This is a genomic window from Acidaminobacterium chupaoyuni (genome assembly GCF_047936785.1).
In the GTDB taxonomy this organism is placed as follows: Bacteria; Bacillota; Clostridia; order Oscillospirales; family Butyricicoccaceae; genus Acidaminobacterium; species Acidaminobacterium chupaoyuni.
The window spans coordinates 2370859-2386869 of sequence record NZ_CP176394.1; the positions used below are offsets into that span (position 1 = coordinate 2370859).

The 16011-nt window shown below is 55.9% G+C and carries 15 protein-coding genes; 5 read left to right on the forward strand and 10 right to left on the reverse strand.

The window, feature by feature from the left end; all coding sequences use genetic code 11:
- Nucleotides 1–123: 123 nt before the first annotated feature.
- From ACJA3I_RS11280 to ACJA3I_RS11305, 6 genes are all read right to left on the reverse strand, one after another.
- Nucleotides 124–993, reverse strand: a complete 870-nt coding sequence (locus ACJA3I_RS11280) for a DMT family transporter (RefSeq protein WP_458862687.1) — start codon at nt 991–993, stop codon at nt 124–126.
- Nucleotides 994–1104: 111 nt separating this feature from the next.
- A complete protein-coding gene (locus ACJA3I_RS11285) occupies nt 1105–2625 on the reverse strand; it encodes an NAD(P)H-hydrate dehydratase (RefSeq protein ID WP_458862688.1) in 1521 nt (506 codons plus the stop codon).
- 180 nt (nt 2626–2805) lie between these two features.
- The gene (locus ACJA3I_RS11290) at nt 2806–3975 is read right to left on the reverse strand and encodes a MalY/PatB family protein (RefSeq protein WP_458862689.1); all 1170 of its coding nucleotides are present in this window, start codon (nt 3973–3975) and stop codon (nt 2806–2808) included.
- Between the two features lie 166 nt (nt 3976–4141).
- Nucleotides 4142–4723 (reverse strand): DJ-1/PfpI family protein, encoded by a 582-nt coding sequence (locus ACJA3I_RS11295; RefSeq protein ID WP_458862690.1) that lies wholly within the window; start codon nt 4721–4723, stop codon nt 4142–4144.
- A gap of 1 nt (nt 4724) precedes the next feature.
- On the reverse strand, nt 4725–6098 hold the full coding sequence (locus ACJA3I_RS11300) for an MATE family efflux transporter (RefSeq protein WP_458862691.1): 1374 nt from the start codon (nt 6096–6098) through the stop codon (nt 4725–4727).
- Between the two features lie 231 nt (nt 6099–6329).
- Nucleotides 6330–6827, reverse strand: coding sequence for a GNAT family N-acetyltransferase (locus tag ACJA3I_RS11305; protein ID WP_458862692.1), 498 nt, complete (start codon nt 6825–6827; stop codon nt 6330–6332).
- Nucleotides 6828–7055: 228 nt separating this feature from the next.
- On the opposite strand from ACJA3I_RS11305, the gene ACJA3I_RS11310 reads away from it, so the two are divergent.
- A complete protein-coding gene (locus tag ACJA3I_RS11310; RefSeq protein ID WP_458862693.1) occupies nt 7056–8747 on the forward strand; it encodes a M14 family metallopeptidase in 1692 nt (563 codons plus the stop codon).
- 125 nt (nt 8748–8872) lie between these two features.
- Nucleotides 8873–9415 (forward strand): HD domain-containing protein, encoded by a 543-nt coding sequence (locus ACJA3I_RS11315; protein ID WP_458862694.1) that lies wholly within the window; start codon nt 8873–8875, stop codon nt 9413–9415.
- Nucleotides 9416–9499: 84 nt separating this feature from the next.
- Here the strand turns inward: ACJA3I_RS11315 and ACJA3I_RS11320 are convergent, their stop codons facing one another.
- Complete coding sequence (locus ACJA3I_RS11320) at nt 9500–9760, reverse strand: metal-sensing transcriptional repressor (RefSeq protein ID WP_458862695.1); 261 nt, start codon at nt 9758–9760, stop codon at nt 9500–9502.
- A gap of 1 nt (nt 9761) precedes the next feature.
- Nucleotides 9762–12338 carry a heavy metal translocating P-type ATPase gene (locus ACJA3I_RS11325; protein ID WP_458862696.1) on the reverse strand — a complete coding sequence of 859 codons (2577 nt, stop codon included), beginning with the start codon at nt 12336–12338 and terminating at the stop codon, nt 9762–9764.
- A gap of 217 nt (nt 12339–12555) precedes the next feature.
- On the opposite strand from ACJA3I_RS11325, the gene ACJA3I_RS11330 reads away from it, so the two are divergent.
- Nucleotides 12556–13371 carry a hypothetical protein gene (locus ACJA3I_RS11330; protein ID WP_458862697.1) on the forward strand — a complete coding sequence of 272 codons (816 nt, stop codon included), beginning with the start codon at nt 12556–12558 and terminating at the stop codon, nt 13369–13371.
- Between the two features lie 39 nt (nt 13372–13410).
- Here the strand turns inward: ACJA3I_RS11330 and ACJA3I_RS11335 are convergent, their stop codons facing one another.
- Nucleotides 13411–13575 (reverse strand): hypothetical protein, encoded by a 165-nt coding sequence (locus ACJA3I_RS11335; RefSeq protein WP_458862698.1) that lies wholly within the window; start codon nt 13573–13575, stop codon nt 13411–13413.
- A 225-nt stretch (nt 13576–13800) separates the two neighbouring features.
- Between ACJA3I_RS11335 and ACJA3I_RS11340 the strand changes: the two genes are divergently transcribed.
- Entirely contained in the window at nt 13801–14505 is a 705-nt protein-coding gene (locus tag ACJA3I_RS11340) for a flavodoxin family protein (RefSeq protein WP_458862699.1), read from the forward strand.
- A 6-nt stretch (nt 14506–14511) separates the two neighbouring features.
- Nucleotides 14512–15021: a hypothetical protein gene (locus ACJA3I_RS11345; protein ID WP_458862700.1), complete on the forward strand. Its 510-nt coding sequence runs from the start codon at nt 14512–14514 to the stop codon at nt 15019–15021.
- A 91-nt stretch (nt 15022–15112) separates the two neighbouring features.
- Here ACJA3I_RS11345 and nudC read toward each other — a convergent pair whose 3' ends face one another.
- Complete coding sequence (nudC, locus tag ACJA3I_RS11350) at nt 15113–15976, reverse strand: NAD(+) diphosphatase (RefSeq protein WP_458862701.1); 864 nt, start codon at nt 15974–15976, stop codon at nt 15113–15115.
- Nucleotides 15977–16011 lie beyond the last annotated feature (35 nt).

The window sequence follows — 16011 nt, forward strand, 5'->3', positions numbered from 1 at the left end:
GCCGTTGAAACAGCGCCGCCTGTTTTTTACAGCAAAGCACCTGCCGGACATAAGGCCGGCAGGTGCTTTTTATAGATGGCTTTCCGCAAAAACAGAAGACCGTGTTTTTTAATTTTTACCGCATCATGCCTTTTTATCCTGATGCGCCGAATAGAAATAAACCAGCAGCGAAGCCGCCACCACCAGAGCGCCGCCCAATAAAGAAGTGGGGGCAATGCTTTCATGCAGCACCAGATACCCTAGCAGCATGGAAAACAGGATGCCGGAATAATTGTAAATGCTCACTTCGCTTGCGGGGGCCATGCGATAAGCATAGGTCAGGGCGATCTGCCCAAAAGAGCCGAACAAGCCGATGAGCACTAGCGCGATGGCCTGCCGCCATGTGGGCATCACGAAATTTGAAAGCATGAACGGCACCGAGCAGACCGCGCTGAACACGGAAAAATGCATGATGACCGTCATGCCATCCACCTTGCCTTTGGAATAGCTGAGCAGCGTATAGGCGATGCCCGAAGTGACCGAAGACACAAACGCCATAAAAAGCGGCAGAAAATTCGATTGGAAAGTGGGGCCGGCCACCACCACCACGCCCGCAAAAGCCAGAACCAACGCCGGGATCTGCACTTTTGAAAGCTTCTCTTTTAAAAACACCACCGCCAGCAGGGTGACAAGGAATGGGGAAAGTTTGCTTAAAATGCTCACATCCGCCTGACGCGCATGGGCCGAAGCATAAAACACCGAGATCACGCCCAGAAAGCCGAAAAGCGACCTGCCGAACAGCAGCGGCTGGTTCTCTTTACTGCCGAACACCGAAAGATGATTCTTGCGGATGAGGATATAGGCCACGGCTAGACTGATCAGGTTTCGGCAGAACACCTGCTCCATCACCGGGATATGGCCGCCGGAATAGGCCACCGCCACCTGCATCGCCGAAAAAAACAGCGAGGATAACAGCATCAGTAAAACGCCTTTTTGCTTTTCGCTTTGTTTCAATCCGATCTCTTCCTTCCATAAAAAAAAGACGAACGATACCTTCCGTCTTTTTTTAGGCTACACCTTTTCGGGCTTTTTTTCAATGTTTCTGGGCAAGTGCGCAAGATACATCTATTTTTCAAGCTGTTTGAGCAATTGCGGCAAAGTTTCGATCAGATCGGAAGGCAGAATGCTGTATTCCGAGCGTTCCATCGCCAGCAGATCGGCCGCCGCGCCATGCAGACAGGCCCCCGCGATGGCCGCGCGGAAAAGGCTCATGCCCTGCGCGGCAAAGCCCGCGATCATGCCCGTTAAAACATCACCGCTGCCGCCCTTGGCAAGGCCGCTGTTGCCCGTGGTGTTGAGATAAAGCCTGCCATCCGGGTGGGCGATAACGGTGCTGCTGCCTTTCAGAAGCACCACGGTGCCCAGTTCTTTCGCCGCTTCTCTGGCGGCGGCAATGCGGTTGCGCTGCACTTCGGCCACGCTTTTGCCCATCAGCCGCGAAAATTCCAGCGGGTGGGGCGTGAGCAGCGCGCCGGGGCCGATATGTTCTTTCAGCTCCGCAGCCTGCGCCATGCAGTTGACGCCATCCGCATCGATCACCAGCTGGCAGGTGCGGGTATGCAGCAGGTGGGCCATCAGCTCGCAGCCCGCTTTGCCGCTGCCGATGCCGCAGCCCACCGCGCAGACAGCGGCCTTCAAAAGCGCCTCGTCAAGGCGTTCATCCCACAGCATCTGGCCGTTTTCGCTTTCCTCCAGCCCCAGCATCACCGGCTCATACAGCCCCGCCGCGATCACGGGGATCAGGCTTTTGGCCGTGGCCAGCTTCACCAGCCCCGCGCCGCTGCGCAGCGCGGCTTTGGTGGAAAGGGCGGCGGCACCGCTCATGCCGCGGCTGCCCGCCAGATTCAGCACCATGCCAAAGGTGCCCTTGTTGCCCGCCGCTCTGCGGGGCGGCAGCAGTTCGAACGCTTCTTTCGGGGCCATGGTGAACGCCGCTGTTTTGATTTTCACGCGGTCTTCCGCATCTTCGCCAAAGCTGCGCAAAAGGATTTTTCCGCAATAGCCGTTGCCCGGCAAGCTGAAATGCGCGGGTTTGTAGCAGCCCAGCGCAATGGTCAGTTCGGCCTGAAACGCGCCTTCGGCCACGCTGCCGTCATCGGCGCAGACCCCGCTGGGGATATCCACCGCCACACGGTGGGCAGGGCTTTCGTTGGCCTGTTCCAGCAGGGCGCGAACCGCATCGGGCAGTGTGCCGTGCATCCCGATGCCGTAAACCGCATCCACAATGATATCGCTTTCCGCAAAAAGCTTTTTGGCGGCGCTTTCTTCGGGCAGACCGATCACCGGAATATTGCCCAGCCTGCCGAACATTTCCACCGCGTCGTTCTGGGCGGCGGGGGCGATCTGCACCACCAGCGGGAACGCCCCGCGCAGCAGCAGATGGCGGGCCAAAACAAAGCCATCTCCGCCGTTTCCGCCTTTGCCGCAAAGCAGCGTCACGCGCTTGCCCGCGGCGCCCCATTCCCCATGGATGGCTTCGCAGCAGGCGCGCCCCGCGTTTTCCATCATTTGCAGATAACTGACCCCCCGTTCGAAAGTCAGCTTTTCCAGTTCTTTGGTTTCTTTTGCCGTAAACAGATGCGTCATGGTTTCCTCCGTGAATCTTTTTTGCCGATTTGCCGATTTTATCGATATAAGCATATCATATTCCGCCGCGAAAAGTTTGAATTCGGCGTAAAATTTCATGATATTCCCCCGCAAAAAAAGCGAAGGGCGGTTATGAACTGCCCTTCGCTTTGCGGTTCTCGCCCTTTGGGGCAAGCGTTTTTATTTTCTCAGTTTTTTCACGGCTTTTTCGATGCGATGGAAGCAATCTTCCACCAAAGCGCGGGGGCAGGCCATATTCAGGCGTCTGAAGCAGGTGCCGTTTTCGCCAAACCACGAACCCACATTGGCCGCGATGCCGCATTCCTGCGCAAACCAGTTGCCCAGTTCTTCTTCGCTCATGCCAAGGCCGCGGCAATCCAGCCACAGCAGATAGGTGCCTTCGGGCATAGCCACTTTCAGCTCGGGCAGCTTTTCAGCCACTTCGTTTACAAAATAACGGCAATTGCCGCGCAGCAGTTCCAGCAATTCTTCCAGCCATGCTTCGCTTTCGTTATAAGCGGCCTTCACGGCGGGGCCGGCGAAAACATTGGCGCTCATATGGTTCTTATTGACCTGCGCCTTGAATTTTTCGCGCAGCTCAGGGTTTGCGATGAGGATGTTGGAAGCCTGGATGCCCGCCAGGTTGAAGGTCTTCGAAGGCGCTGTGCAGATGATGCAGTGCTGTTTTGCATATTCGGAAACACGGCCGTAAACGATGTGTTCACCGCTGAGCACCAGGTCGTTATGGATCTCATCCGAAATCACGGTGATGCCATGCTTCCGGCAGAACGCGTCGATCTGTTCCAGCTCTTCTCTTTTCCACACACGGCCCACGGGGTTATGGGGCGAGCAAAGCAAAAACGCCTTGGTCTTGGGGGTAACGGCTTTTTCCATGGCTTCGAAATCCATGCTGTAATAGCCGTTTTCTTCTTTCAGAGGCGCATCCACGATGGTTCTGCCTTCATCTTTGATGGCGCCGAAGAACGGGCCGTAGACAGGGGTCGAAATCAGCACTTCATCGCCCGGCTGGGTGGCGGCCAGCACAGCCATATGCAGCGCGCAGACGATGCCCGCCGTGAACACGATGGAATCTTTATCGATCTCATAATGATGGCGGCGCTTCATCCACGAAATCACCGCTTCATAATAATCATCACCCAAAAAATCATAACCGAACACTTTATGCTGCACTCTTTTTGCCAGCGCATCCACGATGGCGGGGGCAACTTCCAGATCCATATCGGCGATCCACATGGGCAGCAGATCTTTGCCGTGATAGGCTTCATCCGCCATATCCCATTTTACGCAGCTGGTGCCGCGGCGCTCGGGCATTTTTTCAAATTCGTACATTTCAAAACATCCTTTCCGGGTTTCAAATTAGTTCAGTATCTGTACTTTTAGAATACCATTTTCAAAGCCGTTGTCAATGCGGTTTTTTCTTTATTGCGTTTTTCTTTTTGGCCGCCGCCCCAAAAGCATGGGCCTTTGCGCCCGAAGAGCGCTTCGCCGCAAACCTCTATTCCCCGGCGAACGGGTCATCCGCCGCATCGCGGCAGCGGCGGTATTCGATGCGCCGCGCCACCTCTTCGGCTTCTTGCTCTCCCATGCGGTCGGCCACAAACGCCAGCGCCATATCCATGCCGGCCGAAATGCCCGAAGAAGTGTAAACATTGCCATCGGCCACCCAGCGGGCCTTTTTTTGCCACAGCACTTTTTCGCCGCAGGAAACCGTCCAATCGAAGGCGCGTTTATTGCCGGTGGCCTGTTTGCCATCCAGCAGGCCCGCTTTGGCCAAAACGGCGGAACCCGTGCAAACGGAAAGCAGCCATTGGCATTGGGCGGCGGCGCCGCGCACCATGGCCAAAAATTCTTCATCCTTCACCAGCCGCCGTGTGCCCGGCCCGCCCGGAACCAGCAAAACTTCGCCTTCGCTGTCACAGATGGGCTGGGTGATCACCATGATCTTCTGGGCGCTCATCACCATGCCGCCGCGGGGCGAGCAAAGGCGCACCTCCATGCCCGCCCTTTCAAGAATTTCGGCGGGTCCGAATACATCCAGCGTTTCAAAATCATCAAACAGGAAAAAATCCACCGTCATGTTAAACACCTCCCGGCTGCGATCCGCAGCGCTCTGTTAAAATCGATTCCATATTCAGCCGATAGACCAGAACGGAAAAGCCCGTTCCCAGAAAATCGGAGATACTTTCGGCAAAAAACAGCCCTTCCGCCCCGAAAAAGCGCGGCAGCAGAAACAGCGCCGCGAAAAACACCCCTTTTCGGAAAAACGAAAGCGGCATGGAAAGCCGAACCAGCCCCATGCCGGTGAAGCCATCCACAATGGTATATTGCACCCCCAGCGGGATGACGCCCAGAACATAGATGCGGATCATCCGTTCCGTCAGATCCAGCAGCGCCTGCTTCTGCGTGAAGATCATGGCGAAGGGCCGCGCGAACACCATGGCCGCAAAAAACATCAGCGACGCGAAGATCACCGCAAAGCGGCGGATCTCATGCTGCGCCTGCCTTACCCGGTCTGCCCGCCGCGCGCCATAGTTGAAGCCGAGGATCGTTTGCGTTCCCGCCGAAATGCCGCCCAGCGGCATGGTGACCACCAGCATCAGGCTTTGCACGATGGTGGCGCAGGTGATGAGCATATCGCCCCGCTGAGGGCCGCCGTAGCGCTGCAGCAGCGCGTTCATGGCAATGATCATCACATTATCCACCGCGATGATGGCAAAAGGCGTGAAGCCTGTTTTCAAGATCTGCCCCATGATATCAAAGCGGTAACCGCCCCAGCGGATGCGCACGGCGGGCTTTTTGCCCAGCAGAAACCCCAGCACATAAAAGCAGGAAAGCATCTGCGAGATCACCGTGGCCAGCGCCGCGCCGAAAACGCCCATATCAAAACCGAACATCAAAACAGGGTCGAGAATGATATTGGTCACAGCCCCCAGCAGCACGGAAACCATGCCCACCCGCGCGAAGCCCTGGCAGATAATGAACTGGTTCATGCCGATGGATAACAGCGAAAACACGGTTCCGCAGAGATACACCGTGATATATTCGTTGGCATAGGGAAAAATCGCGTCGCTGGCGCCGAACCACCGCAAAAGCGCTTCTTTGCCCCACAGCGAACCCGCTGTGAGAAACACCGAAAAAACCAGCAGCAGAAAAAAGCTGTTGGCCAAAATCTGCTCGGCCTTTTTCTCTTTTTGTTCGCCCAGGGCGATGCTCATCAGCGGGGAACCGCCCACGCCCACAAAAAACGCCACCGAGCCGATCATCGTAACGATGGGGCCGCAAATGCCCACCCCCGCCAGCGCCAAATCGCCGATGCCCCCAAGGTTGCCGATATACATTCTATCGACGATGCTGTAAAGCACGCTGACAAACTGCGCCAGCATCGAAGGCAGGCCGATGCGATAAACAAGCTTTCGAATGGGGTCGCGCCCCAGATCATTTTCTATTTTCATGCCGCATATACACTCATTCTTCTTTGTTTCGCCGCGCGCCTTCCGTTTGGCCTCTTCCCGCGCCGATGCCTTTATCATACCATGTGTTTCGGCGTTTTTCCATAGCCATCGCCCGCGGAAATGCGTTCTCTTTTTCGGCGCCGCGGGTCATCCGCAGCGGTCAAAAAAAAGGAAGGCACCCCGCCCGCCGATCTCGCGGACGAAATGCCCTGTTCCTCTGTTTTTCGCCGGTCACAGCGTTTTTTCATAGCAGAGTTCCTGCGCCCCAAGGCCCGTTTTTTCTTTGCCGTTGGCCGCAAAGCCCCGCGCTTCATAAAATTTTCTTGCCCGCTCGTTTTCTGCGAAAACCCACAGGATCACTTTGGAATAACCGGCCCGGGCGATATCCTCCAGCAGTTTTTCCATCATTTTTGTTCCATAGCCTTTTCCCCAGCGCTCCCGCAGGCTGTGGATGCATATGATTTCGGCGCAGCCCTGCATCTCGGCGTCTCTCGCCCGATCCCAATAAGCGATGCAATGCGCTTTTCCATCCAGTTCAAGAAGATAGCCGTGGCCGATATTTTCATCCAGCAATCTTTGATACATCGCTTCCACGCGGCCCGGCTGTGTGGATTTTTCCAGCGTTTCGGCGGATAAAATATGCCGGAACGCCGCGTTCCAGCTTTCGGTCTGGATCTTGGCCAGCGCCGGCGCATCGCCGTTTTTCACTTTTCGAATCGAAACTTCCATTCCGCGCTCCTTTGGCCGTCAGAGGCAGGCCCCCGGCCCGCTCTTCATCGTTATCATCTGTCAAGCGACATTATATTTTCAGTATACAACGAATTCGCGCTGTGTCAATCCATCCGGAACTTCCCTGCTTTTCTTCATCCGGGCTGCGCTTTTTCAAGAAGCTTGCGCCGCCGCGCCCGCCGCGGTATACTTAGAACATCTTTATGAATTTCTGGAGGATGACCTGTTATGAAACACAGCGGCACTTATGACCATTATTATCTCTATCAGGAAATCACCGACCTGCTGCGGGGCTATGCCCAGGCGCATCCGCATCTGACGAAGCTTCATTCCATCGGCATGACCCCTCAGGGCCGCGACATCTGGGCGTTGGAAATCACCGATACCTCCTGCGGCGGCTTTGATGAAAAACCCGCTTTTTATGTGGAAGGCAACATCCACGCCGGCGAAGTGACCGGCTCGATGTGCGTCATGTATTTTTTAGACACGCTTTTCAGCAATCTGGAAGATCCTTCTGTGGCGCGGCTGCTGAAAGATCACACGATCTATGCCGTGCCCCGCGTTTCGCCCGATGGTTCCGAGCATTATCTCACCACGCCCGATGCCGTGCGCTCCGCCCCGCGGCGCTATCCGTTCGCTCAGGTGATGCCGGGCCTCAACCGCTGTGATCTGGATGGCGACGGCGTCATCCGCATGATGCGCGTGCGCACGCCCTATGGCGTGTGGAAGCCTTCCGAAAAAGACCCCCGCCTGATGACCCGCCGCCGCCCCGACGATCGGGAAGGCGATTTTTACAATATTTATGAGGAAGGCGTCATCGAAGAATTCGACGGCCTGAATATCACCGAAGCCCCCGCCGCTTTCGGCAACGATTTTAACCGCAATTACCCCGTCGGCTGGCAGACGGAAGACCTTCAGAAAGGCGCGGGCGCTTATCCCCTCTGCCACCCCGAAACCAGAGCCAACGCCGATTTTCTGATGCAGCACCCCAATGTCTGTTTTGTGGTGGATATGCACACCTCGGGCGGCCAGAACCTTTTCACCCCCGGTTTCGAAAGCTCTAAAAAGGCTCACGCCGCCGATATCGCCCTTTACCGCTCGCTGGGCGCCATAGCCAAAGAAGAAAACGGCTATCCCGTTTTGAATGTTTATGATGATTATATGCCCGCTTCGGCCTCGGTGACTTATGGCGGATTTGATGATTTCTGCCACTTCGTGCTGGGCATCCCCGCCATGACCATCGAATGCTGGGATCTCAGCGAGCGCGCGGGCGTTCCGCTGGAATATCCGCCCCGCGAAACGATTCCCGAAGCCGAAGAAGAAGAAAACGCCGTGAAATTTCTGCAATGGATGGATGCGAACCTGCCCGCGGGCGAAGGGTTCCGCCCCTGGCAGACCTTCTCGCATCCTCAGCTGGGCGAAGTGGAAATCGGCGGCTGTGATGAAAAATTCATTCGCCAGAACCCGCCCATCCCGTTTTTACAGCAAGAACTGGAAAAGCACACGCGCTTCATGCTGCGCGCGGTGAACACGCTGCCGAGCGTTTGTTTTGAAAGCGTCACCTCCACCCCGCTGGGCGGCGATCTTTACCGCGTGGAAGCCATTGTGGGCAACCGCGGCTTTATGCCCACCTATGTGTTCGAAGAGGGTCTGAAATCTAAAGCGCTGGAAGAACTGACGCTCACGCTTTCCGCCGAAGGCTGCACCTTTGAAACAGGCAAAGCCGCCCAGAAGATCGGCCATCTGGAAGGCCTTTCGGGCGTTGCGGCCCATAACAACGGCTTGCGCATGACCTCTTCTCAGAAAAATCCGCTGCGCAAAAAAGTGACCTGGCTTCTGCGCGGCCCCCGGGGCGCTTTGCTCATTCTGCGCTGCCACGGTGGAAGGATCGGCTGCGTCTGCACCGAGGCTGTGCTGTAAACAGCGCTTGCCGCTTTGAAAAAAGCCAAATTGTAAACTTTCTGTTTTCGCTTGTTTTTACCCGCCGAAAGCGCTATACTTTCGATGAAATTTATTAAGGTTGCTTTTTGCGAGGTCGCTTTTCAATGAAACTATTTCGTTTGTTCCGCATCCCCGGGCTTTCGGCCAAAGGTTCTCTGCCGCTGTTCAATCTTTTAGATTCTTTTCTGCAATCGGATAAGGTTCTTTCGATGGATACCTTCATCCAGCATGGAGATACTTCCTGCCTTTTGCATAGTGTGGCGGTGGCCTATTTCAGCCTGCTGCTGATCCAGCTGTTTCGGGTTCGCTGTGATAAACACAGCCTGATGCGCGGCGCGCTGCTGCATGATTATTTTTTATATGACTGGCATGTGGCCGACCGCAGCCACCGTTTGCATGGTTTTACCCATGGGCGCACAGCGCTGCGCAACGCCAGCGCCGATTTCACCATCAACCCGCGGGAAGCAGAAATTATTTCCCGCCATATGTTTCCGCTGACACCTATCCCGCCCCGCTGCCGCGAGGGGCTGATCATCTGTTTTGTCGATAAGCTTTGTTCTTCTTATGAAGTGTTTGCCCGCCGCCCCTATCCCGCGCTGCGCGGCAAACTCAACGAAGCCAAGCTGGCAAGCCTTGCGACCCACTGAATTTTGCCGCTTTTTCTCATCAGCAAACAGCGCCGTCACCTCTAAAAAAGGTGACGGCGCTGTTTTTGTCTGCGGGGCGATCGGTCAGTTGCCCAGTTTATCGAACAAGGTCATCAGTTCGCTGATCTTTTCTTTGCTGTCGGGCCCCAGAGATTCTGCCACGCAGCTTTCCAAATGGGCGTGGATGATCTCGCGGTTCACTTTGCGCAAGATCGATTGTGTGGCCAGCAGCTGGTTTGAGATCTCCATGCAATAACGATCTTCTTCCACCATTTTTAAAATGCCGTCAAGCTGGCCGCGGGCTGTTTTGAGCAGCCGTTCCACCTGTTTGCGATCTGCTTTCATGCTATCTGATCTCCGTTACCTGATAGCCCGCGTCTTCCACGGCTTTTTTCAGCAAAGCGTCGGCGGGCATTGCGGCGCTTTCCACCGTGGCGGTCTTGGCTTCCAGATCCACGGTTGCGCTGACGCCTTCCAGCGCGTTGAGCGCCTGCTGCACTCTGCCGGAGCAATGGGTGCACATCATGCCTTCGATAATGATTGTCTTTTTCATCATTTTTTCTCCAGTCTGCATCGATATTTTTGTTTTCTGCGGCGCAGGCAGGGTAGCCAGCTTCACGCTTTGGCCCTGCTGCGGCGCCGCGATATTCTTTCCTTCAACATGCTTCGAGCGGAAAAACCTCAGCCGCAGCGCGTTTGTGACCACGCACACCGAGCTTAAGCTCATGGCGGCCGCCCCGAACATGGGGTTCAGCTGCCAGTGGAGGCTGTGATAAAACACGCCCGCCGCCAAAGGGATGCCGATGCTGTTATAGACCAGCGCCCAAAACAGGTTTTGCTTGATATTTCTCACAGTCGCTTTGGAAAGGCGGATGGCTGTGGCCACATCTCTCAGGTCGGAATGCATCAGCACCACATCCGCCGATTCGATGGCCACATCTGTGCCCGCCCCGATGGCGATGCCCACATCAGCCAGCGCCAGCGCGGGCGCGTCGTTGATGCCATCGCCCACCATGGCCACCCGATAGCCTTCGCGCCTGAGTTTTTCCACCTGCCGCTGTTTTTCCTGCGGCAAGACCTGGGCGATCACTTCTTCGATGCCGGCCGCCGCCCCGATGGCACGGGCGGTTTTTTCATGGTCGCCCGTCAGCATCACCACGCGGATGCCCAGCTGTTTTAATTCGCTGACGGCCGCGGCGCTGGTGGGTTTGATGACATCCGCCACCGCGATCATGCCCAGCAAAACCCCGTTTTCGGCGAAATAGAGGGGCGTTTTCCCCTGCTGGGCCAGTTGTTCTTCTTCCGCTTCAAAATCGCCCGCCGCAATGCCTGCTTCTTCCATCATGACGCGGTTGCCGCCCAACAGCTGCGCGCCGTGGGCAAAGCCTTTCACCCCGCGGCCCGAAACGGCCTCAAAATCCGTTATGGCTTCGGGCTTTTCGGCCCCCTGCTGCGCCGCATATTGCAAAATGGCCTGGGCCAGCGGATGCTCGGAAGAATGCTCCAGCGCAGCGGCGGCCTTCAAAAGCGCCGCCCGATCGCCGCTGTCGATCACATCGGTCACCATGGGCTGCCCCTGGGTGACGGTGCCCGTTTTATCCAGCACCACCGCATTGAGCCGGCCCATACTCTCAAGCGCTTCGGCCGATTTGATCAGAATGCCCTGTTCCGCGCCCTTGCCTGTGCCCACCATAATGGCCGTGGGCGTTGCCAGCCCCAGCGCGCAGGGGCAGGAGATCACCAAAACGGCAATGGCCGCCGACATGGCGAAAGTGAGGCTTTGCCCCGCCAGCAGCCAGACCACCGCCGTGACGATGGAAACGCCGATGACCACCGGCACAAATACGCCGCTCACCTTATCGGCCAGCTTGGCGATGGGCGCTTTGGAAGCCGAAGCTTCTTCCACCAGCCGGATGATCTGGGCCAGCGCCGTGTCTTCGCCCACTTTATCGGCACGGAACCGGAACGCCCCGCTTTTATTGATGGTGGCGCCGGTGACCCTGTCGCCCGCCTTTTTTTCCACCGGCAGGCTTTCACCCGTGAGAGCCGATTCATCCACCGCCGTGGCGCCCGAAACGATGACGCCATCCACCGGGATGCTCTGCCCCGGGCGCACCACCAGAATATCGCCTGCCGCCACTTCTTCGATGGGCAGCTCAAGTTCTTTGCCTTCCCGTTCGACCATGGCTGTTTTCGGGGCCAGATCCATCAGCTTGGTGATGGCCTGTGAGGTTTTCCCCTTGCTGCGGGCTTCTAAATATTTGCCCAGCGTGATCAGCGCCAGGATCATGCCCGATGTTTCAAAATAAAGATCCATGATATAACGATGGATGCGCGCATCATCGCCGTGGCCCATGCCCCAGCCGATCTGATAAATGGCGAAAATGCCATAAACCACGGCGGCGGTGGAGCCAATGGCGATCAGCGAATCCATATTGGGGCTGCCGTGGAACAGGGTTTGAAACCCTTTTTCAAAATAGCTGCGGTTCACATAGATCACCGGCAGACAAAGCAGCAGCTGCGTCAGCGAAAAAGTGATGGCGTTTTCATGGCCCAAAAAGAAAGAAGGCAGCGGCCATTTGAACATATGCCCCATGGAAAGATAAAAAAGCGGAATCAGGAACCCAAACGAAACGGCAAGCCTTTTTTTCACGCTTTTTGCGTGGTCTTCCGCCGTTTTCACCGCGGAATCACGCTGAACGGGCTTTGCCTGCTTTTCGGCAAGCGCCGCGCCATAGCCGCCGTGTTCCACCGCGCCGATCACCTGATCGGGTGTGAGGCTTGGGTCATGTTCCACCACCATGGAATTGGTCAGCAGATTCACCTGAACGCTTTCGACCCCCGGCAGCTTGCCGACGGCTTTTTCCACATGGGCCGAACAGGCCGAGCAGGTCATGCCCGTGACGGTATATTTTGTCTTCATAGATGCCTCCTGTTGATAGATACCACACCCCCAGTGGGGTGTCTATCTTTAGAATACCGATTTGCTCCTCTTTTGTCAAGCCCTTTTTAAACTCCTTTATCAGGCTTCCCGCAATTCTTTTTTTCATGCGTTTTCTGTCTTTTCACCTTTTGCGGAATATGATATGATGAAAGCGACAGAGGACGCTCATTTTATTTGCCCGAAAGGATTCTATTCCATGAAAAAATGGCTGCGCCGCGCGGCGGCGATTTTGTTTTTTCTGCTTTTGCCCAGCTGCCTGATCTTATACGGGCTGTTTTGGCGCGGGCAGATCCCCGACCTGCCCCGAGGGGTTCGGCGCGAAGTGGTGACGACCTTGGGCGATTACACCGTCAGCCGTTATCTCACCGCCGAAAACGAGGAATTCTATGACCTGACCATCGGCCAGGGAAGCCGCACCCGTGTTCTTGTTGACCGCCTGACGGCCTATCGCCGGCAAAACAACAAGCTTTATATCCGCGGCCTGACAGGCGAAGCCGTGGTTTCCGAATCGGGCTGTTTCCTTTCCAACAATTCGGGCTTCAGCGGTTATGGCGGCGCGCAGAAAGCCGTTACCCGCCTTCAGACTGCCCGCGCTTTTCCGCCCGAAGATTTTGCCGTGATCGAAACGATGCCCGAAGAGCTTGCGGCTTATCCCAACCCGAACCCGGTGGAATTTTCGCTGGGCAGCGGCCGGTTCCGCATCGAACAGATCGACGGCCATCTGGTTTTGGTGGATGCGCTCTCCCGCGAATTTCACCGCGGTTATACCATTCGCCTGTTCACGAATGTTTACAGTTATCTTGTGCGGGGCGATATTCTTTATGTGCGCGCTTCCCGCGGCTGCGCGGTGCTGAACCTCGCCGATGAGAACTACCGCGTTTATTTTGATGATTACGGCATCAAAAGCTATTATTCGGCTTATCACGATATCGAGCCCCTGCGCTCACTGACCCAGTTTTCTAAAGAAGAACAGAAAATTTTAAAGGCCCTGCCCCTGCAAAACGCAGTATAAATAAAAAAACCATCGGCTCATAGAACCGATGGTTTTCTGTTATTCTTCCGTTGCTTCCCGCAAAAAAACTTCAAGCGCTTTCAGCAGCCCCAGTTCGCTTTCAAAAGAGATCACCTTGCCGTTTTGCTGCGCTTTCCCCTGCCATGTGGCGTTTTGAAGGGAATCGATTGTTACACAGACCTTGCATTCATTTTCTATATCCATCAAGGCGTCTTCTCCTTTGCTTTGGGATTTTGTCTTAGTATAACCCCTTCTTTTTCTTTTGTCGCCGTACCAAAGTACAGTTTTTCAAAATTTTTATCTGCCCTGCCGCCTTTTCTTTGCCGCGGCAGACTTCTTTTTGCCCGGAAGCTTCTCTTTTCTTTGACAGGCGATTATATTATACTGGTATTATCTTTTATTCTAAAAACGGAAATCAGGTGCACCGATATGAACATCGTGATCGTCAACGGTCAGAACCACCGGGGCAGCACCCATCTTGTGGCCCGTGAGCTGGCCGAAAAGGTGGGCGGAACCATCACCGAATTCTTTTTGCCGCGGGATTTTGACGAACCCTGTCTGGGATGCTGGGCTTGTTTTCAAACCGATATGACCCACTGCCCCCATTATGAAAAGCTGCGCCCCATCACGCAGGCGCTGGATGAGGCCGATCTCATCATTCTGGCAAGCCCCGTTTATGTGTTCCACGCCACGGGGCAGATGATGGCGTTTCTGAACCATTACGGTTCCCGCTGGCTTGTTCACCGCCCCGAACCGTGTATGTTCCACAAACAGGCAGTCTGTGTTTCCACCGCCGCGGGCGGCGGCATGAAAACCACCAACAAAGATCTTTATGACAGCCTGTTTTTCTGGGGCATCCCGAAAATTTATCAGCTGGGTGTGGCTGTGCGCGCCGCTTCCCCCAAGCAGATCCCCGAAAAGATCTTGCAGAAGATCCACCGCCGGACCGATGCGCTGGCCAAAAAGATTCGGGAAAACCAAACCCCTTCCACACCGGCTTTAAAAGCCCGGTTCTGGTTCCACGCCGTTCGCCTGGGCCACAGCCACGGGCTGAAGATCGAACCCGATTACACTTATTGGGAAGAACGGGGCTGGCATGGCAAAAGCCGCCCCTGGAAAGAAGAAAGAAGGTAATCATCCATGAACGCTGTCGTCTATACCTCCAACACGGGCTTCACCAAACAATATGCCCTTCTGCTGGGGCAGCAGCTGGGGCTGCCTGTGTTTTCGCTGCCCGAAGCGCAGGCGAAGCTGCCCACCAGTTCAGAGATCCTTTATCTGGGCTGGCAGATGGCGGGCAAGATCAAAGGTTATTCCAAGGCCGCGAAAAGCTTTCGCCCGGCGGCCGTCTGCGGCGTGGGCATGGGGCCCAACGGTTCCCAGCTGGAAGAGCTGCGCAAGGCCAACCGCATCGCCCCCGAGACCCCGCTTTTCTCGCTGCAGGGCGGCTATGATCCCAAAAATCTGCATGGCATCTATCGCCTGATGATGAACACCGCCGAAAAGACCATCGGCAGATCGCTGCTGAAAAACGAACACCCCACCCCCGAAGAAACCGATATGCTCGATCTGCTGAACCACGGCGGGAACCGTGTCTGCCTTGAAAACCTCAAGCCGGTTTTGGAATGGTATGGCGGGGCCGCAAAATAGCCGGCTGCCGCGCCTGCTTTGTCAAAAAAGTTCCCCCAAACAGAAAACAAGGCTCACCGCCGCCGGCGGTGAGCCTTGTTCTTTTTATCTGTCAGATGTTCTGCTGCCGGTCTTCGCCCTGAGAGACCTCGCGCTGCCAGGCGGTCATCAGCGCCTGCGCGATGCTGATGTTTGAAAGCGGCGGCGGCAGTTCCTCTTTTGTCACCCACTTGGCTTCGGCGATCTCTGCGCCATCGGGGTGCGGCGTGGGGTCGCCGTCTACTTCCGCAAAAAAGCCCAGCATCAGCGATTCGGAAAACGGCCAGGGCTGGCTTCCGTAATAGCGCACATTTTTCACTTTCAGCCCAACTTCTTCACGCACTTCGCGGCGCACCGTGTCTTCCAGCGATTCACCGAATTCCACAAACCCCGCCACAAGCCCAAAACGGCCCGTTTTGTTGGCGGCGTTGCGGGCAATGAGCAATTTTTCGCCATGGCGCACCCCAACGATGATGGCGGGCGAAATGCGGGGATAGACCACATTGCCGCATGTGGGGCAGACAGTGGCCCGTTCATCGGCTTTCAGCCTGGTTTCCGCGCCGCAATGGCCGCAGAAACGGTTGATGCGGAACCACCGGTAAAGATGCCAGCCTTCCATGCCCGCGAACAGCACAAGGGGATCTTCCGCCTGTCTTAATACCTGCACCGATTGCCAGACAAGCCCTTCGATCTCGCGGATGCCGTGGGGCTGCCAAAAGGTGAAATACCGTGTGTCATCCACCGAAAAAAGATAGACCGCCTCGCCGCGGCGCTCCTGCGGAAAGCGCTCTGCCCGCGGCAGACGCCAGTCGTTTTCCGTTTCTCCCGCTTCCAGCAGAATTTTTTGGTTGTCATAGCAAAGCAGGATATCCCCGGGGCCTGCGGGTTCTATGCGGAAACAATTGTTGAATCGATGGGGCTGGATTTCCTGAAACATCTTTTCTCTCTCCTCTTGTGCGTTTGTGCGCTGTT